This is a genomic window from Curtobacterium sp. AB7 (assembly GCF_044909335.1).
In the GTDB taxonomy this organism is placed as follows: Bacteria; Actinomycetota; Actinomycetes; order Actinomycetales; family Microbacteriaceae; genus Curtobacterium.
On record NZ_JBIYED010000004.1, the window covers coordinates 295,101 to 315,217 of the forward strand.

General features: G+C 71.5%; 15 protein-coding genes and 1 tRNA gene. 14 read left to right on the forward strand and 2 right to left on the reverse strand.

Annotation, left to right across the window (positions count from 1 at the left end):
- Positions 1–3 precede the first annotated feature (3 nt).
- The 8 genes from trpC (at position 4) to ABH929_RS11655 (ending at position 13,015) form a co-directional block, all read left to right on the forward strand.
- Positions 4–789 (forward strand): indole-3-glycerol phosphate synthase TrpC, encoded by a 786-nt coding sequence (gene trpC / locus ABH929_RS11620; protein ID WP_404561361.1) that lies wholly within the window; start codon positions 4–6, stop codon positions 787–789.
- Positions 790–853: 64 nt separating this feature from the next.
- Positions 854–2,068 carry a tryptophan synthase subunit beta gene (trpB, locus tag ABH929_RS11625; protein ID WP_404561344.1) on the forward strand — a complete coding sequence of 405 codons (1,215 nt, stop codon included), beginning with the start codon at positions 854–856 and terminating at the stop codon, positions 2,066–2,068.
- Positions 2,065–2,859 carry a tryptophan synthase subunit alpha gene (gene trpA / locus ABH929_RS11630; protein ID WP_404561345.1) on the forward strand — a complete coding sequence of 265 codons (795 nt, stop codon included), beginning with the start codon at positions 2,065–2,067 and terminating at the stop codon, positions 2,857–2,859. Before trpB ends, trpA begins: the two co-directional genes overlap by 4 nt.
- A 98-nt stretch (positions 2,860–2,957) precedes the next feature.
- Positions 2,958–3,956, forward strand: a complete 999-nt coding sequence (lgt, locus tag ABH929_RS11635; protein WP_404561346.1) for a prolipoprotein diacylglyceryl transferase — start codon at positions 2,958–2,960, stop codon at positions 3,954–3,956.
- 202 nt (positions 3,957–4,158) lie between these two features.
- Entirely contained in the window at positions 4,159–8,676 is a 4,518-nt protein-coding gene (gene gltB, locus ABH929_RS11640; protein ID WP_404561363.1) for a glutamate synthase large subunit, read from the forward strand.
- Positions 8,677–8,729: 53 nt separating this feature from the next.
- Positions 8,730–10,187 (forward strand): glutamate synthase subunit beta, encoded by a 1,458-nt coding sequence (locus ABH929_RS11645; RefSeq protein ID WP_404561347.1) that lies wholly within the window; start codon positions 8,730–8,732, stop codon positions 10,185–10,187.
- 157 nt (positions 10,188–10,344) lie between these two features.
- Complete coding sequence (gene pyk / locus ABH929_RS11650; RefSeq protein ID WP_111083936.1) at positions 10,345–11,790, forward strand: pyruvate kinase; 1,446 nt, start codon at positions 10,345–10,347, stop codon at positions 11,788–11,790.
- Positions 11,791–11,920: 130 nt separating this feature from the next.
- Positions 11,921–13,015 (forward strand): VIT1/CCC1 transporter family protein, encoded by a 1,095-nt coding sequence (locus ABH929_RS11655; RefSeq protein WP_194647830.1) that lies wholly within the window; start codon positions 11,921–11,923, stop codon positions 13,013–13,015.
- A 3-nt stretch (positions 13,016–13,018) separates the two neighbouring features.
- Here the strand turns inward: ABH929_RS11655 and ABH929_RS11660 are convergent, their stop codons facing one another.
- Positions 13,019–13,558: an HdeD family acid-resistance protein gene (locus ABH929_RS11660; RefSeq protein WP_165901426.1), complete on the reverse strand. Its 540-nt coding sequence runs from the start codon at positions 13,556–13,558 to the stop codon at positions 13,019–13,021.
- A gap of 183 nt (positions 13,559–13,741) precedes the next feature.
- Between ABH929_RS11660 and ABH929_RS11665 the strand changes: the two genes are divergently transcribed.
- The 3 genes from ABH929_RS11665 to ABH929_RS11675 are packed head-to-tail and all read left to right on the forward strand — an operon-like array spanning position 13,742 to position 16,912.
- The gene (locus tag ABH929_RS11665; protein WP_404561348.1) at positions 13,742–15,283 is read left to right on the forward strand and encodes an aldehyde dehydrogenase family protein; all 1,542 of its coding nucleotides are present in this window, start codon (positions 13,742–13,744) and stop codon (positions 15,281–15,283) included.
- Entirely contained in the window at positions 15,283–15,681 is a 399-nt protein-coding gene (locus tag ABH929_RS11670; protein ID WP_111083940.1) for a DUF779 domain-containing protein, read from the forward strand. The genes ABH929_RS11665 and ABH929_RS11670 overlap by 1 nt, the downstream gene beginning before the upstream one ends.
- A gap of 52 nt (positions 15,682–15,733) precedes the next feature.
- Positions 15,734–16,912, forward strand: a complete 1,179-nt coding sequence (locus ABH929_RS11675; RefSeq protein WP_263090671.1) for a GAF domain-containing protein — start codon at positions 15,734–15,736, stop codon at positions 16,910–16,912.
- A 79-nt stretch (positions 16,913–16,991) separates the two neighbouring features.
- Here ABH929_RS11675 and ABH929_RS11680 read toward each other — a convergent pair whose 3' ends face one another.
- Positions 16,992–17,492 (reverse strand): hypothetical protein, encoded by a 501-nt coding sequence (locus ABH929_RS11680; protein WP_404561349.1) that lies wholly within the window; start codon positions 17,490–17,492, stop codon positions 16,992–16,994.
- Between the two features lie 147 nt (positions 17,493–17,639).
- Between ABH929_RS11680 and ABH929_RS11685 the strand changes: the two genes are divergently transcribed.
- From ABH929_RS11685 to ABH929_RS11695, 3 genes are all read left to right on the forward strand, one after another.
- Positions 17,640–18,323 (forward strand): response regulator, encoded by a 684-nt coding sequence (locus ABH929_RS11685; RefSeq protein WP_404561351.1) that lies wholly within the window; start codon positions 17,640–17,642, stop codon positions 18,321–18,323.
- Positions 18,320–19,828, forward strand: coding sequence for an ATP-binding protein (locus ABH929_RS11690; protein WP_404561352.1), 1,509 nt, complete (start codon positions 18,320–18,322; stop codon positions 19,826–19,828). The genes ABH929_RS11685 and ABH929_RS11690 overlap by 4 nt, the downstream gene beginning before the upstream one ends.
- A 12-nt stretch (positions 19,829–19,840) precedes the next feature.
- A tRNA-Leu gene (locus tag ABH929_RS11695) sits at positions 19,841–19,922 on the forward strand.
- Positions 19,923–20,117: the final 195 nt, after the last annotated feature.

Below are 20,117 nucleotides of genomic sequence, written 5' to 3' on the forward strand. Positions count from 1 at the left end.
AACGTGCTCGAGACCCTCGTCGCGGGCGCGCTCGAGGACGCCGCCGCCCGTCGCGTCGACCGCCCGTACTCGGACGTCGAACGCGACCTCGACCGGGTGGCGTCGCCGCTCGACGCCCTCGCGTTCCTCGCCCCGGGCGACCGTGTGAAGATCCTCGCCGAGGTCAAGCGCGCCAGCCCGTCCCGTGGCTCGATGGCCCCCATCGAGGATCCGGCCGCCCTCGCGGCCGACTACGAGCGCGGCGGCGCATCGACGATCAGCGTCCTGACCGAGGGACGCAAGTTCCTCGGCAGCCTCGCCGACCTCGAAGCCGTCAAGGCCCGCGTGGGCATCCCCGTGCTGCGCAAGGACTTCATCGCCGACCCGTACCAGGTCGTCGAGGCCCGGGCCGCCGGAGCCGACGTCGTGCTGCTCATCGTGGCCGCGCTCGAGCAGCAGCAGCTGGTCGAGCTCCACACGCTGGCCGAAGAACTCGGCATGGGCGTGCTGGTCGAGGCGCACTCCGCCGACGAGGTCTCCCGTGGCCTCGACGCCGGTGCGCGGATCCTCGGCGTCAACGCGCGCGACCTCACCGACTTCTCGCTCGACCGCGACCTCTTCGGGTCGCTCGCCGACCGCATCCCCGACGGGGTCGTGCGCGTCGCCGAGTCCGCCGTCGCCGGTCCCGCCGACGTCGCCCACTACCGTGCAGCGGGTGCCGACGTCGTCCTGGTCGGGGAAGCCCTCGTCACGGGTTCAGACCCCGCCACCACCCTCGCGTCGTTCATCGAGGCCGCCGACCGCGGCTGAACGTTCCACCCGTCCGACCACCGGCACCGCCGGCCGCGTCGGACACGTCCCGGGAAGACCCATCGTGACCTCACTCCGCGACCTGCACGGCCCGTACTTCGGTGACTTCGGCGGACGCTTCGTCCCCGAGTCGCTCGTCCTCGCACTCGACGAACTCGAGGCAGCCTTCCGCACGGCCTGGGCTGACCCGGCCTTCCGTGCCGAGCTCGACGAGCTCCAGCGCGACTACACCGGTCGTCCGTCGATCATCACCGAGGTGCCGCGGTTCGCGAAGCACGCCGGTGGTGCCCGCGTGATCCTGAAGCGCGAGGACCTGAACCACACCGGCTCGCACAAGATCAACAACGTGCTCGGTCAGGCGCTCGTGGCCCGTCGGCTCGGCAAGACCCGCCTCATCGCGGAGACCGGTGCCGGCCAGCACGGCGTGGCCACGGCGACCGCCGCGGCGCTGTTCGGCATGGACTGTGTCGTGTACATGGGTGCCGTCGACACCGAGCGGCAGGCGCTCAACGTCGCCCGGATGCGCCTGCTCGGCGCCGAGGTGATCCCGGTCGAGACCGGATCGCGCACGCTGAAGGACGCCATCAACGAGGCACTCCGCGACTGGGTGGCGAACGTCGACTCGACCCACTACCTGCTCGGCACGGTCGCCGGCCCGCACCCGTTCCCCGAAATGGTGCGCGAGTTCCACAAGGTGATCGGCGAAGAAGCCCGCCAGCAGGTCCTCGACCGCGTCGGGCGTCTCCCGGACGCCGTCGCCGCGTGCGTCGGCGGCGGCTCGAACGCGATGGGGATCTTCGAGGCGTTCCTCGACGACGAGTCCGTCGCGCTGCACGGCTTCGAGGCCGGTGGCGACGGCGTCGAGACCGGTCGGCACGCCGCGAGCATCACGCTCGGTCGCGAAGGCGTCCTGCAGGGCGCGAAGTCCTACCTGATGCAGGACGAGGACGGCCAGACCATCGAGAGCCACAGCATCTCCGCCGGGCTCGACTACCCGAGCGTCGGGCCGGAGCACGCCTACCTGGCGTCGATCGGTCGCGCGCAGTACGCGCCGATCACCGACACCGAGGCGATGGAGGCGTTCCGGCTGCTCAGCCAGACCGAGGGCATCATCCCGGCGATCGAGTCGTCGCACGCGCTGGCCGGTGCGATCAAGCTCGGCAAGGAGCTCGGCCCCGAGGGCGTCGTGCTCGTGAACCTGTCCGGCCGTGGCGACAAGGACGTGGCGTCCGCCAGCCGCTACTTCGGCATCCTCGACGAGAACGCGGTGCAGCTGTGACCACGAACCAGACCGTCGCCACGACGATCGACACCGCCAACGCCGAGCGTGCCGGGGCCGTCGTCGGCTACCTGCCCGCCGGGTACCCCGACGTGCAGACCAGCGTCGACGCCGCGGTCGCCCTCGCCGAGAACGGTGTGGACGTCATCGAGCTCGGCTTGCCGTACTCCGACCCCGTCATGGACGGCCCGGTCATCCAGCGTGCGGCCGAGGAGAGCCTGGCGAACGGCTTCCGCGTCGCGCAGGTCTTCGACGCCGTGCACCAGATCACCGAGCGTGCCGACGTACCGGTGCTCGTGATGACGTACTGGAACCCGGTGCTCCGCTACGGCGTCGACCGCTTCGCCGACGACCTCGTCGCCGCCGGAGCCGCCGGCCTCATCACGCCCGACCTGATCCCGGACGAAGCCACCGAGTGGATGACCTCGTCGGAGCGCACGGGCCTGGACCGCGTGTTCCTCGCGGCACCGTCCTCGTCCGACGCCCGCATGCAGCAGGCGGTGCAGGCGAGCCGCGGGTTCGTCTACGCCGTCTCGACGATGGGCGTCACCGGAGCACGGGCCGGCGTCGACGTCGCCGCGCGCACCGTGGTGTCCCGGCTCCGCGACGCCGGCGTCGCGCGGACGTGCGTCGGTCTCGGCATCTCGACGGCCGAGCAGGTCGCCGAGGTCCTGGAGTACGCCGACGGCGCGATCGTCGGCTCGGCCTTCGTCCGTGCACTGGCCGACCTCGGGGTGCAGGGGGTCGCCGACCGCGCGGCCGACCTCACCACCGGCGCCCGCCGCTCCTAGTCCAGTTCCTGGCGGGCCCACGGTCCGCGCTACAGTGAGCGGGGCCGACGACACGTCGACACCGCGACCCGTCAGTACCGAAAGGCGATCGTTCCTCCATGCCCCTCCTGAGCATCCCGAGCCCGAGCACCGCCTGGCAGTACTTCGACCTGACCGCCTGGCTGCGCGACGTGTTCGGTTGGTCGCTGCCGCTCGACTTCCGCATCCACGCGTACGCGATCTGCATCCTGCTCGGGATCGTCGCCGCGGTCCTGCTCGCGAACCGCCGCCTCAACGCGCGCGGCGTCGAGCGCTGGATCATCATCGACATCGCGATCTGGGCGGTGCCCGCCGGCATCATCGGCGGCCGGCTCTTCCACGTGTTCACGCACGTGTCCGACTACTTCGGCCCCGGCATCGACCCGCTGTCCTTCCTGTACATCTGGGAGGGCGGGCTCGCCATCTTCGGCGCCCTGATCCTCGGGTCGGTGGGTGCCTGGATCGGCTGCCGCCAGGTCGGCCTACGGTTCACGTCGTTCATCGACGCCGTCGTGCCCGGGGTGCTGCTCGCGCAGGCGTTCGGCCGGCTCGGCAACTACTTCAACCACGAGCTCTTCGGCATGCCGACCAACCTGCCGTGGGGCCTGCAGATCGAGTCGACGAACGCCGCGTTCCCGAAGGGCCTGCCCGAGGGCACGCTGTTCCACCCGACGTTCCTCTACGAGATCATCTGGAACGTCGTCGGCGTCGTCGTCATCCTGCTGCTCGACAAGAAGTTCCGGCTGCACTGGGGCAAGGTCCTGTCGCTCTACCTGATCTGGTACGGCATCGGCCGCTCGGTGCTCGAGTCCATCCGCGTCGACACGAGCGAGACCTTCTTCGGTATCCGGACGAACGTGTGGATGTCGTTCGCGGCGATCCTGCTCGGCATCATCATCTTCATCGTGCAGACCCGTCGGCACACCGGCAAGGAGCCGAGCCCGTACCTGCCCGGTCGCGAGCCCCGTCCGAAGTCCGATGTAGACTCCGAGAACACCTTCTCGGAGCACGAGGACGACGACGAACGCCTCGTCGCCCAGGGCTCCGGAGCGGTCACGACTCCCACTGACCGCGCCTAGGAGCACTCCTCCCCGCCACAAGCGGGGCACGGGCACCAGTCCCGCCCGTCTGGGCGGAACGCACCACCGGGCCACCGCTGTCCCTGTTCCACTTCCTCGTGAGGACGGTTCCCCCATGGCGCTCCAGCCACTCCAGCCCTCGGCACCGAAGTCCCTCGTGCCGCCGCACCGGCGGTTCTCGGCGGTCCCCGACGCCACCGGCATGTACGACCCGGCGAACGAGAAGGACGCCTGCGGTCTCGCGATGGTCGCGACGCTGCGCGGGACGCCCGGCCACGACATCGTCGACGCTGCACTCGGCGCCCTCCGCAACCTCGAGCACCGCGGTGCCGTCGGTTCGGACGCCGGCACGGGCGACGGCGCGGGCATCCTGTGCCAGGTGCCGGACGAGTTCCTGCGCGCCGTGGTGCCGTTCGACCTGCCGGCGGCGGGGGAGTACGCGGTCGGCACGGCCTACCTGCCGACCGACGAGGGCGACCGGCACGCCGTCAAGGGCGCCGTCGAACGACTGGCGCGCGAAGAGGGCCTGAAGGTCCTCGGCTGGCGCGAGGTCCCGGTGCGTCCCGAGGTGCTCGGCACCCTGGCGCGTGCGGCCATGCCCGCGTTCGAGCAGCTGTTCGTCGCCTCGGTGCGCCACGACGTGCACGGCGCCTCGTGGAGCGGCATCGCCCTCGACCGCCAGACCTACCGGCTGCGCAAGCGCGCCGAGCACGCGAACGACCTGTACTTCATGTCGCTGTCGAGCCGCACCATGGTCTACAAGGGCATGGTCACGACGCTGCAGCTCGAGCCGTTCTACCCGGACCTCAGCGACGACCGCTTCGCGTCGAAGCTCGCGATCGTGCACTCGCGCTACTCGACCAACACGTTCCCGTCGTGGCCGCTCGCCCAGCCCTTCCGGACGATCGCGCACAACGGTGAGATCAACACGGTGCGCGGCAACCGCAACTGGATGCGCGCACGGCAGTCGCAGCTCGAGAGCGAACTGCTCGGCGACGTGGCGCCGCTGCTGCCGATCGTCAGCCCCGGTGCGAGCGACTCGGCGTCGTTCGACGAGGTGCTCGATCTCCTGACCCTGACCGGCCGGACGCTGCCGCACGCGGTGTCGATGATGGTGCCGGAGGCCTGGGAGAACCAGGTCGGGATGGACCCGGAGCTGCGGGCGTTCTACGAGTACCACTCGATGCTCATGGAGCCGTGGGACGGTCCGGCCGCCATCACCTTCACCGACGGTTCGCTCGTCGGCGCGACCCTCGACCGCAACGGGCTGCGTCCCGGTCGCTTCCTCGTCACCGACGACGGGCTCATCGTCATGGGGTCCGAGACCGGTGTCATCGACGTGCCCGCCGCGAAGGTCGTCCGCAAGGGCCGGCTGCGCCCCGGCCGGATGTTCCTGGTGGACACCGAGGCCGGCCGCATCATCGAGGACGACGAGGTCAAGCAGGGCCTGGCGTCGTCCGGCCCGTGGGGCGAATGGCTCGACGAGGGCCGCATCAACCTGAACGACCTGCCCGACCGCGAGCACATCGTGCACACCCCGGCGTCGGTCACCCGCCGCCAGCGTGCCTTCGGCTACACCGAGGAAGAAGTCCGCATCCTGCTCCGCCCGATGGCGCAGGTGGGCGCGGAGCCGCTCGGTGCGATGGGGTCCGACACCCCGATCGCGGTGCTGTCGCAGCGCCCCCGGCTGCTGTTCGACTACTTCACCCAGCAGTTCGCCCAGGTGACGAACCCGCCGCTCGACTCGATCCGCGAGCAGGTCATCACCTCGATGGGCATGGGGCTCGGTCCGGAGCGCAACCTGCTGTCGGCCGGTCCCGAGCACGCGAAGCAGATCACGCTGGACTTCCCGGTGATCGACAACGACCAGCTCGCCAAGGTGCAGCACTTCGAGACGGAGTCAGGACGGCACCTGACCGTCACGATCAAGGGCCTGTACCGCGTCGACGCCGGCAAGAAGGCGATGCAGAAGCGCATCGCCGCCGTGTGCGACGAGGTCGACGCCGCCATCGAGTCGGGCAAGCAGTTCATCGTGCTGTCGGACCGTGACGGCAACGCCGAGCAGGCGCCCGTGCCGAGCCTGTTGCTGCTCGCCGCCGTGCACCACCACCTGATCCGCACCGAGCAGCGCATGAAGGTCGGCCTGATCGTCGAGGCCGGCGACGTGCGCGAGGTCCACCACGTGGCGTCCCTCATCGGCTACGGCGCGTCGGCGATCAACCCGTACCTCGCGATGGAGACCTGCGAGAACCTGGTCCGTGCCGGCATGATCACCGGGATCACCCCGGAACAGGCCGTCAAGAACGTGATCAAGGCGCTCGGCAAGGGCGTCCTGAAGATCATGTCGAAGATGGGCATCTCGACGGTGTCGAGCTACGCCGGCGCCCAGGCGTTCGAAGCCGTGGGGCTCAGCCAGGAGTTCGTCGACAAGTACTTCACCGGCACGTCGTCGATCCTCGGTGGGGTCGACATCGACGTCATCGCGAAGGAGAACGCCGAGCGGCACGCCCAGGCGTACCCGCAGGACGGCGCGGTCCTGTCCCACGAGCGGCTGCAGACCGGCGGCGAGTACCAGTGGCGTCGCGAAGGCCCCCCGCACCTGTTCAACCCGGACACCGTCTTCCGGCTGCAGCACGCCACCCGTGCCCGCCGCTACGACATCTTCCGTGAGTACTCGAGCGCCGTGGACGACCAGTCCGAGGAGCTCATGACGCTGCGCGGGCTGTTCCGCTTCAAGCACGGGGTCCGGAAGCCCGTCGCGCTCGACGAGGTCGAGTCGATCGAGTCGATCGTCAAGCGCTTCAACACCGGCGCGATGTCGTACGGCTCCATCTCGAAGGAAGCCCACGAGACGCTCGCGATCGCGATGAACCGCCTCGGTGGTCGCTCGAACACGGGTGAGGGCGGCGAGGACGTCGACCGGCTGCTCGACCCCGAGCGCCGCAGCGCGATCAAGCAGGTCGCCTCCGGGCGCTTCGGCGTGACGAGCATGTACCTCACCCACGCCACCGACATCCAGCTGAAGATGGCGCAGGGTGCGAAGCCCGGCGAGGGCGGCCAGCTGCCCCCGCAGAAGGTGTACCCGTGGGTCGCACGCACCCGGCACGCCACCGCCGGGGTCGGCCTCATCTCGCCGCCGCCGCACCACGACATCTACTCGATCGAGGACCTCAAGCAGCTGATCTTCGACGTGAAGCGCGCCAACCCGTCCGCCCGCGTCCACGTGAAGCTCGTGAGCCAGTCCGGCATCGGCGCGGTCGCTGCCGGGGTGACGAAGGCCCTGGCCGACGTCGTGCTCGTGTCCGGGCACGACGGTGGCACGGGTGCGTCCCCGCTCAACTCGCTCAAGCACGCCGGGACCCCGTGGGAGATCGGCCTCGCCGAGACGCAGCAGACCCTCATGCTGAACGGCATGCGCGACCGCGTCGTCGTGCAGGTCGACGGGCAGATGAAGACCGGACGCGACGTCGTCGTGGCAGCCCTGCTCGGCGCCGAGGAGTACGGCTTCGCCACCGCTCCGCTCGTCGTCGAGGGCTGCATCCTGATGCGCGTGTGCCACCTCGACACGTGTCCCGTGGGGGTCGCGACGCAGAACCCCGAGCTCCGCAAGCGCTTCTCCGGCAAGCCCGAGTTCGTCGTGAACTTCTTCGAGTTCATCGCGCAGGAAGTGCGCGAGCTCCTCGCCGAGCTCGGCTTCCGCACCCTCGACGAGGCGATCGGCCGGTCCGACGCCCTCGACGTCGACCGTGCCCTCGAGCACTGGAAGGCATCAGGGCTCGACCTCGCACCGGTCCTCGCGGGTCCGCACTTCGAGGACGCCGAGCCGCGTCGCCACCAGCGGGAGCAGGACCACGAGCTCGAGCAGCACTTCGACGTCGGGCTGATCCAGCAGACCGCCGACGTGCTCGACCACGGTGGTTCGATCGCGCTCGACCTGCCCATCCGCAACACCGAACGCGCGGTCGGCACGATGCTCGGCCACGAGGTCACGAAGCGGCACGGCGAGCACGGGCTGCCCAGCGGCTCGATCGACGTCACGCTGCGCGGTTCCGCCGGGCAGTCGCTCGGCGCGTTCATGCCCGCTGGCATCACCCTGCGCCTCATCGGCGACAGCAACGACTACGTCGGCAAGGGCCTGTCCGGTGGCGAGATCATCGTCCGGCCGGACGCCGGCTCGGGCTTCGACCCGGCGCAGAACGTCATCGCCGGCAACGTGATCGGCTACGGCGCGACCCAGGGCAGCATGTTCATCCGCGGGATCGTGGGCGAGCGCTTCCTGGTGCGCAACTCGGGGGCGACCGCGGTGGTCGAGGGTGTGGGCGACCACGCGCTCGAGTACATGACCGGCGGCCTCGCGCTCATCCTGGGCGAGACCGGTCGGAACCTCGGGGCCGGCATGTCCGGCGGCACCGCCTACGTCCGTGGTCTGCGCGAGGAGCACGTCAACACCGACGCCCTCGCGACCGGTGAACTCCGGCTCGAGGCGCTCGACAGCGCCGACGTCGCGATCGTCACCGACCTGCTCACCCGGCACGCCGAGGAGACCGGTTCGACGCTCGCGTCCGACCTGCTCGAGTCCGGCGACCTGAGCGACTTCGTCAAGGTGCTGCCGCGCGACTACGCGGCGGTGCTGGAGACCCGTCAGCGCGCCGTCGACGAGGGGCTCGACCCCGACGGCGACGTCGTCTGGAATCGAATCATGGAGGTGACCGGTGGCTGAGCGTCGAGCACGTGTGGAACCGGCAGCGCCCAACACGACCACGGAGGTGACCGGTGGCTGACCCCAAGGGATTCCTCAAGGTCCAGGAACGCGAACTGCCGGCACGGCGCCCCGTGCCCGTCCGGCTCATGGACTGGAAAGAGGTCTACGAGCAGCAGGAGTCCGGCGCCCTCAAGCGCCAGGCCGGCCGCTGCATGGACTGCGGCGTGCCGTTCTGCCACCAGGGCTGCCCCCTCGGCAACCTGATCCCGGAGTGGAACGACCTGACCTGGCGTGGCGAGGGCCGCCAGGCGATCGAGCGACTGCACGCGACGAACAACTTCCCGGAGTTCACGGGCCGGCTGTGCCCCGCTCCGTGCGAGTCCTCGTGCGTACTCGGCATCAACCAGCCGCCGGTGACGATCAAGCAGGTCGAGGTCTCGATCATCGACGACGCGTTCCAGAACGGCTGGGTCACCCCGCACCCGCCGGAGCGCCTGACGGGCAAGACCGTCGCCGTCGTGGGTTCCGGCCCCGCCGGGCTGGCCGCCGCGCAGCAGCTCACGCGCGCCGGGCACACCGTGGCCGTCTACGAGCGTGACGACCGCATCGGTGGGCTGCTCCGCTACGGGATCCCGGACTTCAAGATGGAGAAGCGCCAGATCGACGCGCGCCTCTCCCAGATGCAGGCCGAGGGCACCCGCTTCCGTGCGGGCGTCGAGATCGGCCGCGACATCACCTGGGACGACCTGAAGTCGCGCTACGACGCGGTCGTCGTCGCCACCGGAGCCACGGTGCCGCGCGACCTGCCGATCCCGGGGCGCGACCTCGAGGGCGTGCACTTCGCGATGGACTACCTGGTGCAGCAGAACAAAGCGAACGCCGGCACCCGGGTCGACAACCAGCTGACCGCCGAGGGCAAGCACGTCGTCGTGATCGGCGGCGGTGACACCGGTGCGGACTGCATCGGCACCGCGCACCGGCAGGGCGCCCTGAGCGTGACGAACCTGGCGATCGGCAAGCAGCCGCCGCTGGAGCGTCCGTCCGAGCAGCCGTGGCCGATGTTCCCGACCGTCTTCGAGGTCACGAGCGCCCACGAAGAGGGCGGCGAGCGGCACTTCCTCGCCTCGACCGTCGAGTTCCTGGCGAACGAGGCCGGCGAGGTCCGTGCGCTCCGCGTCGCCGAGACCGAGTACCTCGACGGCCGTCGCGTGCCGAAGGCCGGCTCCGAGCGTGAGATCCCCGCAGACCTCGTCCTCGTCGCGATGGGCTTCACCGGTCCGGAATCCGACACGATCGAGCCCCAGCTCGGTCTGCCGACGACGGTGTCCGGTGCGCTCGACCGCCGCGCCGACTACACGACGAACGAGGCGGGCGTGTTCGTCGCCGGTGACGCCGGCCGCGGGCAGTCGCTGATCGTCTGGGCGATCGCCGAGGGCCGTGCCGCGGCGGCGAAGGTCGACGAGTACCTCGAGGGCTCGACGATCCTGCCGGCGCCGGTGAAGGCGACCGACCGCGCGATCTCGGTCTGAGACGACCGATCACCGCATGACCAGCCACCACCAGATGCTCACCCCCCGGTGAGCGAGGGGCCACCAGCACTCGATAAGGTGCTGGTGGCCTCGCTTCGTTCCGCGCGGCCCCACAGCGCGGAAACCAGAGCATCACCCACCACCACGAAGGAATCCATTGAGACGCGCAAAGATCGTTTCGACGCTCGGACCGGCAACGTCGGACTACGAGACCGTCAAGGAGATCATCGAAGCGGGCGTCGACGTCGCCCGACTCAACCTCAGCCACGGTGACTACAGCGTCCACGAGGCCAACTACGTGAACGTCCGTCGCGCTGCCGAGGAGCTCGGCAAGCCGGTCGCGATCCTCGTCGACCTGCAGGGTCCGAAGATCCGTCTGGCCAAGTTCGCCGACGGCCCGCACGACCTGGCGGTCGGCGACGTCTTCACGATCACGACCGAGGACGTCCCCGGCTCCAAGGAGATCTGCGGCACGACGTTCAAGGGCCTGCCCCAGGACGTCAAGCCCGGCGACCCGCTGCTCATCGACGACGGTCGCGTCCGCCTGCGCGTGCTCGACACCGACGGCGTCCGCGTCCGCACCGAGGTCGTCGTCGGCGGCACGGTGTCGAACAACAAGGGCATCAACCTGCCCGGCGTCGCCGTCAACGTCCCCGCGCTGAGCGAGAAGGACGAGGCGGACCTCCGCTGGGCGATCCGTCAGGGCGCCGACCTCATCGCGCTGTCGTTCGTGCGCAACGCCGCCGACGTCGACCGCGCCCACGAGATCATGGACGAGGAGGGCAAGCGCCTGCCCGTCATCGCCAAGGTCGAGAAGCCGCAGGCCGTCGACGCGCTCGAGGAGATCATCGACGCGTTCGACAGCATCATGGTCGCCCGCGGTGACCTGGGCGTCGAGCTGCCGCTCGAGGCCGTCCCGATCGTGCAGAAGCGCGCCGTCGAGCTGTCCCGCCGCATGGCGAAGCCGGTCATCGTCGCGACGCAGATGCTCGAGTCGATGATCTCGTCACCGATCCCGACCCGCGCCGAGACCTCCGACGTCGCGAACGCCGTCCTCGACGGTGCGGATGCGGTCATGCTCTCGGGCGAGACCAGCGTCGGCGAGTACCCGGTGCAGACCGTCCGCACGATGGCCCGCATCGTCGAGTCGACCGAGGACCACGGCCTCGAGCGCATCGCGCCGCTCGGCACCAAGCCGCGCACCCTCGGCGGTGCGATCACGCTCGCCGCGGTCGAGATCGCGGAGTTCACCGAGGCGTCGTACCTCTGCGTGTTCACCGAGTCCGGCGACTCGGCGCGCCGCATGTCGCGGCTGCGCCACGGCCTGCCGATCATCGCCTTCACCCCGAACGAGGCCACGCGTCGCCGCATGGCGCTCACCTGGGGCGTCCGCTCGTTCCTGGTCGAGCGCAAGACCCACACCGACGAGCTCTTCTCGCAGGTGGACGACGTCCTGCTCGAGAACGGTCTGGCCGCCCCCGGCGACCGCGTCATCGTGACGGCAGGCTCGCCTCCCGGGATCGAGGGATCGACGAACGACCTGCGCGTGCACCGGGTGGGCGATGCCCACGCCGAGGCCGCTCCGGCGTACGTGCGGGACTGATCCGCAGGATCCCGACGCCGACAGGGCGCGGACGGGAGGCACGGCGCACGAACACGCGTCGCCTCCGGTCCGCGCCCTGCCGTGTCTCCACGGCCCTGGTGGCGACCACCGGCCGGCCGCAGGCGGCAGGATGGCTGCTGTGAGCCTCCAGACCGAACACCCGGCGCCGCGCGCCGACGTCCGCCGCTGGCGCCGTTACCTGGCCGACGAACGCGCCGAGGGCGCGGTGTACCGCAACCTGGCCGCTCGGCGGTCCGGTGAGGAACGCGAGATCCTGGCCGCGCTGGCCGAGGCCGAGGGGCGGCACGAGCAGCACTGGCTCGACCTGCTCGGTGACGACGTCGGGCGTCCGCAGCGGGGCAGCCTGCGCACGCGGGTCCTCGCGACGCTGGCGAAGCGCTTCGGGTCGGTGTTCGTCCTCGCGTTGATGCAGCGGGCCGAGGACCGCTCGCCGTACGCCGACGACGACGATGCGACGGCGAGCATGGCGGCCGACGAGCGCATCCACGGCGAGGTGGTGCGCGGGCTCGCGAACCGTGGTCGGATGCGCTTGTCCGGCACGTTCCGCGCGGCGGTCTTCGGCGCCAACGACGGACTCGTGTCGAACCTGGCCCTCATCATCGGCATCAGCGCGTCGGGTGCCGACCGGCACTTCGTGCTGCTGAGCGGCATCGCGGGCCTGCTCGCCGGCGCCCTGTCGATGGGTGCGGGGGAGTACGTCTCCGTCCGGTCGCAGCGCGAACTGCTCGAGGCCTCCGCACCGCACCCCGAGGCCGGACGCGCGGTGGCGGACCTGGACGTCGACGCGAACGAGCTGGCCCTGGTGTATCGCGCCCGCGGGATGTCCGAGGCCGAGGCGACCGAGCACGCGGCGCACGTGCTGTCGGGCATCGGTGAGCGACACCCGTCGACCGGTCCGGTCACCGTCACCGACGACCACGAGGCGGTGGGAAACGGCCTGAGTGCCGCGGTGTCGAGCTTCCTGTTCTTCGCGTCGGGCGCGATCATCCCGGTCGTGCCGTTCCTGTTCGGCATGCAGGGGTGGGCGGCGATCGCGGTCGCCGGCACGCTCGTCGGCCTCGCCCTGCTCGGCACCGGTGCGGTCGTCGGCGTGCTGAGCGGGGCGTCGCCGGGCAAGCGGGCGTTCCGGCAGCTGGCGATCGGCTTCGGTGCAGCGGTCGTGACCTACGCGCTCGGGCTGCTGTTCGGCACCGGGGCCGCCTGACGCCTACCGTCGGACGGCGGCTCGTGGCGGGAGCAGCAGCAGGGCTGCGGCACCGACGACGATGAGGGCGATGCCGGCGAAGACCATGAACACGGTGAGCGCGAGGCCGGGTGCGACGAGCACGACGACGCCGCCGAGGATCGACAGCACGCCGCTCACCAGCGTCGGCACCCGGGACGACCCGGGGTGGCCGACGAAGCCGCCGACGATCGACACGATGCCCTCGATCACGAAGCCGACCCCGGCGAGCACGGCGTAGACGACCAGGGGGATCGCCGGGTCGAGCAGCGCGACGAGTCCGGCGACCGCGACGAGCGCACCGACGATCCCGGAGGTCCACCGCCACACCGTCGGCGTCCCGTGCCCGCGCGCCGCAGCCACGACCCGCAGGGCGCCGGCGACGACGAGGTACACGCCGAACAGCAGCGCCACGAGGACGAGCGACGGCCGGGGCCACACGATGGCGACGATCCCCAGGGCGATCGCGACGACCGCCGTGACGACGACGAACACCCGGAAGGTGCGGACGGCACGAGAATCCACGGACACTCCTCCTGATCGGACCCGCTGGAGTCCCGAACGCTACCCGGCCGACGGCGAGTCCGTGCGGTCCTCGGACCCGAGCGGGCGTGAGCCCGTGCAACCGGATGCAACCCCCGCGGTCGTACGGTGCGAGCAGCACGCGAACCGTGCGTGCCCCGACAGCGTCGTCGAAAGGCCACCACCATGACCATCGCACCATCGCCCACCAGCTACGCCGCACCCGGCGAACCGGGCTCCCTCGTGCAGTACCGATCGCGGTACGACCACTTCATCGGCGGCAAGTACGTCCCGTCGGCGAGCGGGCAGTACTTCGAGAACCCCACCCCCGTCACCGGCAAGGTCTTCACCGAGGTCGCACGCGGTGACTCCACCGACGTCGACCGTGCGGTGGCGGCGGGCTGGAAGGCGTTCCCGACGTGGGGCCGGACGAGCGCCGCCGAGCGCGCGGTCATCCTCAACAAGATCGCCGACCGCATGGAGGAGCACCTCGAGATGCTCGCGGTCGCCGAGACGTGGGAGAACGGCAAGCCGATCCGCGAGACCCTCGGCGCCGACATCCCGCTCGCGATCGACCACTTCCGGTACTTCGCCGGAGCGATCCGCGCGCAGGAGGGCTCGGCCGGCGAGATCGACCACGACACCGTGGCCTACCACTTCCACGAACCGCTCGGCGTGGTCGGACAGATCATCCCCTGGAACTTCCCGATCCTGATGGCCGTGTGGAAGCTGGCGCCGGCCCTGGCCGCGGGAAACTGCGTCGTGCTGAAGCCCGCCGAGCAGACCCCGGCGTCCATCCACGTGCTCGTCGAGCTCATCCGCGACCTCCTGCCCGCCGGCGTGCTCAACGTCGTCAACGGCTTCGGCATCGAGGTCGGCGCACCCCTTGCGCAGCACCCGGACATCCGGAAGATCGCGTTCACCGGCGAGACCACCACCGGTCGGCTGATCATGCAGTACGCCTCGCAGAGCCTCATCCCGGTGACGCTCGAGCTCGGCGGCAAGAGCCCGAACGTGTTCTTCCCCGACGTCGCCGCCGAGAAGGACTCGTTCTACGACAAGGCGCTCGAGGGCTTCACCTTCTTCAACCTCAACCAGGGCGAGGTGTGCACGTGTCCGTCCCGGGCGCTCGTGGCGAAGGAGATCTACGACGGGTTCGTCGCCGACGGGCTCGACCGGGTGCGCGCCGTCAAGCAGGGCCACCCGCTCGACCTGTCCACGATGATCGGCGCCCAGGCGTCCAACGACCAGCTCGAGAAGATCCTGAGCTACATCGACATCGGCAAGCAGGAGGGCGCGAAGCTGCTCACCGGCGGGGAGCGCGCGGACCTCGGCGGGGAGCTCTCCGGCGGGTACTACGTCACGCCGACGGTGTTCGAGGGCGTCAACTCGATGCGGATCTTCCAGGAGGAGATCTTCGGTCCCGTCCTCGCGCTGACGTCCTTCAGCGGCTACGACGACGCGATCGCCACGGCCAACGACACCCTCTACGGACTCGGTGCCGGTGTGTGGAGTCGCGAGGCCACGACGCTGTACCGCGCCGGCCGTGACATCCAGGCCGGACGCGTGTGGTCGAACACGTACCACCAGTACCCGGCCGGTGCGGCGTTCGGTGGGTACAAGCAGTCCGGCATCGGGCGCGAGAACCACAAGATGATGCTCGACCACTACCAGCAGACGAAGAACCTGCTCGTGTCCTACGCCGACGGTCCGATGGGCTTCTTCTGATGCCCGACACCGCACGCGTGGCGGTCACGCCGGCGGCGGGGGAGCTCCTGCGCACCCTCGCCGCCCGGCACGGCCCGCTGATGTTCCACCAGTCGGGCGGCTGCTGCGACGGCTCGAGCCCGATGTGCTACCCCGTCGGCATGTTCCGGACCGGCTCCGGCGACGTGCTGTTGGGGGCACTCGAGGTCGACGGCATCGACCCAGTCGAGGTGTACATGTCGGTGTCGCAGTTCGAGTACTGGAAGTACACGCACCTCACGATCGACGTCGTCGACGGTCGCGGTGGTGGGTTCTCGGTCGAGAGCCCCGAGGGCAAGCGGTTCCTGACCCGGTCGCGGATGTTCGACGACGCCGAGCTGGCCGATCTCGGCCTGGTCCCGGTCGCGCACCGGACGTAGGCTGGCCGTACTCGTCGCGACGGTGCGGCGGGTGGGGCCGATCGGAGGACGCATGCGCGCACCCGACCGGCTCCGCCCGCTCGTCGCCGCGTCCTGGCGGCGGTCTGCGGCGGTCGACCCGGACGGGCTCCCCGCGCTGGCGCTCGGAGACGACGAGCTCGACGCCGCTCGCCGGGACGGTCCCCTCGCCACCCTGCTGCCCGTCGTCCGGCACCTGCTGCTCGACGACACCCGGTCCGCCGGATGCGTCCTGGCCGTCGGCGACGCCTCCGGTCGGTTGGTGTGGGTCGACGGCGCGCGGACGGCCCGACGTGCTGCCGAGGACATGGGCTTCGTCCCCGGGGCCGACTGGGCCGAGGACCGCGTCGGCACGAGCGCGCCCGGTACCGCCCTGCGGCTCGACCGGCCGGTGCAGATCCGCTCGGACGAGCACTACGCCAACGCCGTCAAGCCGTGGTCGTGCACCGCCGTGCCCGTGCACGATGCCCACGGGACCACCGTCGGTGTGCTCGACCTGACGGGTGACGACCGGGCCGTCGAACGGCACACCCTCTCACTGCTCGCGGCCACGGTCGCCGCTGCCGAAGCGCAGCTCGCCCTGGCCGCGAGCCGGGTGCCGGGGTCCGCCGCGTCGACGCCGCGCGCGCTCGTCGCAGAGCTGTCGGTCCTCGGCACCGACACCGCCGTCCTGCGCGTCCACGACCGCCGGGTCCACCTGTCCGCGCGCCACTCCGAGCTCCTGGTCGTCCTCGCCGCCCACCCCGACGGGTTGGCGGCCGCCGACCTCGCGCACGCCGTGTACGGCGACGCCGGCGCCGTCGTGACGCTGCGCGCCGAGGTGGTGCGGCTCCGACGGGTCCTCGCGGAGCACGCGTCGGGCGTGACCGTGACGTCGCGACCGTACCGGGTGACCGGGATGGCGACCGACGTCGACACCGTGCTGTCCGCGCTCGACCGCGGGGCGCGCCTCCAGGCCGTCGACCGCTACACCGGACCCGTCCTGCCGGGGTCGGCTGCGCCGGGGGTGGACGCCGTGCGCGACCTGGTGCGCGGTCGGTTCCGTGAGTCGGTCGTCGCCGACGGCAGCGTCGAGGCGCTGCTCGCGTGGGCGCGGACGCCGGACGGGGCGGCGGACGCGCGCGTGCTCCGCGCGCTGCTCGCGGTCCTGCCGCGGCGGTCGCCGCGACGGGCTGGTCTCGTGGCGGCGATCGAGGCGCTCGAGGGTCCCTGAGTCGGTCGGGACGACCCGGCCTGGAGGCACGCCCCGCGCGGTCGGGACCGCCGACGGCGCGCGCCTCCCGGCCTGGTGATCAGGAACCGGAGGTCGGCGCCGGCGTGGTGGTCGCGTCGGGCACCGGCGGGGTGGACGACGCGCCCGTGCCCTCCGCACGGTCCTTCGGCGGAGTGGGTGCGGTGGGCTTCGTGCCGTCCTTCGGTGGGGTGGGTGCCTTCCCCTCGTCGCCCTTCGGCGGCGCGGGGATCGTCGCGGGACCGCCGGCCTTCGGCAGCGCAGTGCAGCCGGGCGCCGTCGCGGGGCCACCCTCGGGCGGTGCGGGCACCGTCGCGGTGTCGCCGTCCGACGGAACAGGGGCCGGTGTGGTCGCGCCGGTCGGTGCTCCGCTCGGTGCTCCGCTCGGCGCGCCCGTCGGCGTGCTCGGCGCCGGGGTGGTCGTCGCGGCGTTCGCCGTGGCGATGCCGAACCCGCCGAGCACCAGGACCGCGGCCGCGGCCGTGCCGATGCCGACCCGTCGCAGGAGGGCACCGCGTCGCGGGGTGGCCGTGGTGGTCGAGTCGTCTCGTTCGTCGAGCATGGGGGATCCGTTCCGTGTCCGGGCGGATCCGGGTGATCCGCCGCTGGAGACGACGCTCGAGTCCGAATCTGAAGCATGCCTGAAGCACAGGGGTTCTCCAGCGTCCTCCATGCTCGGTGGCCGCCGGAGCGCCCTACGGTGTCCGCCGTGCCTGTTCCCGCTCGAATCCTGGTCGTCGACGACGACGACTCCATCCGGACCTCCGTCGCGACGACCCTGCGTGCCGAGGGCTTCACCGTCGCCGAGGCGTCCGACGGACGCGACCTCGTCGAGGACCTCCGCCGCGCCGCGCCCGACCTCGTCCTGCTGGACTGGATGCTGCCCGGGCCGAGCGGCATCGTGCTCGCCGGCCGGGTGCACTCCACATCGGACGCCGCCGTCGTGATGATGACCGCGCGGGACGAGCTCGACGAGCGGTTGCGCGGGTTCGCCGAGGGCGCCGACGACTACGTGGTGAAGCCGTTCGCGATGGCCGAGCTGGTGGCGCGCGTGACGGCGGTGCTCCGGCGGCGCGGGCGGATCCCGTCGGTCGTCGAGGTCGGCGACCTCGTCCTCGACCCGGACGCCGCCACCGCTCGGCGTGCCGGGGTCCTGCTCGACCTCACCGCGACCGAGTTCCGCCTGCTGCGGTTCCTCGCCGAGAGCCGCGGCCGCACCGTGTCGAAGGGGCAGATCACGACGCAGGTGTGGGGCTACGACGACGTCGCGGCGAACGTCGTCGAGGTCCACCTCAGCGCACTCCGGCGCAAGATGGAGGCACACGGGCCACGGCTCGTGCACACCGTCCGCGGTCTCGGGTACCGGCTGAGCGACGAGCGGACGGCAGCGTGACGGCCGACAGCGGCCCGCTCCGCACGACCTCGTTGCGGCTCCGCACCGTCGTCGCGATCGTGGTCCTGCTCGCGGTGCTGCTCGCCGGGCTGGCGGTCGCCGTCGAGGTGCTGCTCGGCATCCGATTACGCGCCCAGGCCGAGGACCAGCTCCGCGACCGGGCATCTGCCGCTGCCGCACTCGTCGGGACCGTCGACGCCGAGGACCTCGCCGACCGGCTCTCCGCGCAGGGCCTGTCGGTGCGCATAGTCAAGCCGGACGGCGGGGCCGTCGAGGCGGGTCCGACACCGGACCAGCTGCGGACGGGGCCACCGGAACCGGGCGGGCTGCCGGCGACGGTGCCGCGCGGCAGCGGGCTCGTCGGCGGGACGACGCCCACGGCCGCGGCGACGCCCACGACCACCGAGGACGGCGCCACGGTCACGTCGTCGTCCGCGCGCGAGGACGACGGGGTGCTCACCCTCGTGAGCCGACTCGACGACGGCACGCGCATCACCCTGACCGCCGGGACCCGCGACGTGCAGGACACCCTGGTGCAGCTCGGCTGGGTGATGGGCGGTGCCTCCGCGGCGTTCCTCGGTGTCGCCGTCCTCGGGGTGGTGCTCGTCGTCCGTCGGTCCCTGCGGCCGCTCGACGAGATGGCGACGACCGCGCGGTCGATCGCGGGCGGTGACCGCGGACGGCGACTCCGGCCCTCGCGGCAGGACACCGAGATCGGCCGCGTCGCCGTCGCCCTGGACGAGATGCTCGATGCCGTCGAGGGCGCGGAGCGCGAGGCCGTCGCCGCGGAGGCACGGGTCCGCTCGTTCCTCTCCGACGCAGCGCACGAGCTGCGGACGCCGGTGGCCGGGGTCCGGGCAGCGGCCGACACCCTCGTGCGCGACGGTGGCGGCGACGTCGCCACGCGTGAGGTGCTCGCCGTGCACGTCGTCCGCCAGGCCGACCGAGCCGCACGGCTCATCGAGGACATGCTCACGATGGCCCGGCTCGACCGGGGGATCGACCTCGACCGACGACCGGTGGACCTCGGCGCCTTCCTCGTCGCGGAGGGCGACCGGCTGCGGTTGCGGCTGCCGTCCGTCGCGCTCGAGGTCGTGGTGCCCGAGCGACCCGTGCGCGCCGACGTCGACGCCGAGCGGCTCGCCCAGGTCGTCGGCAACCTCGTCGACAACGCCGCCCGCGCTATCGGACCCGCGGGCCGGATCGTCGTCTCCCTCGACGACCCGGGAGCGGGCCCCGTGCTCCGGGTGGCGGACGACGGTCCGGGCATCCCGGCCCAGGACCGCGCGCGGGTGTTCGACCGACTCGTCCGGCTCGAGGCCGCTCGCGACGCCCGTTCCGGCGGGGCCGGACTGGGCCTGCCGATCGCACGGGGCATCGCCGAGGCGCACGGCGGCTCCCTGCAGTACGCCGACGACGGCGAAGGCCACGAGGTCGGCGCGCTCGGCGGTGCGGTGTTCGAGCTGCGGTTGCCGGCGGCGGTCGAGGGGCGGGGGCCCTGCTAGCCTGGAGGCCTCGCGAGTGTGGTGGAATCGGCAGACACGGGGCACTCAAAATGCTCTGCCTCACGGCGTGCGGGTTCAAGTCCCGCCACTCGTACAAGGCAGGCTCACGGCGTGCGGGGCTGTTCCGCTACCGCGTCCCGCCACTCGTACAAGGCAGGCTCACGGCGTGCGGGGCTGTTCCGCTACCGCGTCCCCCACTCGTACAAGGCAGGCTCACGGCGTGCGGGGCTGTTCCGGTACCGCGTCCCGCCACTCGTACAAGGCAGGCTCACGGCGTGCGGGGCTGTTC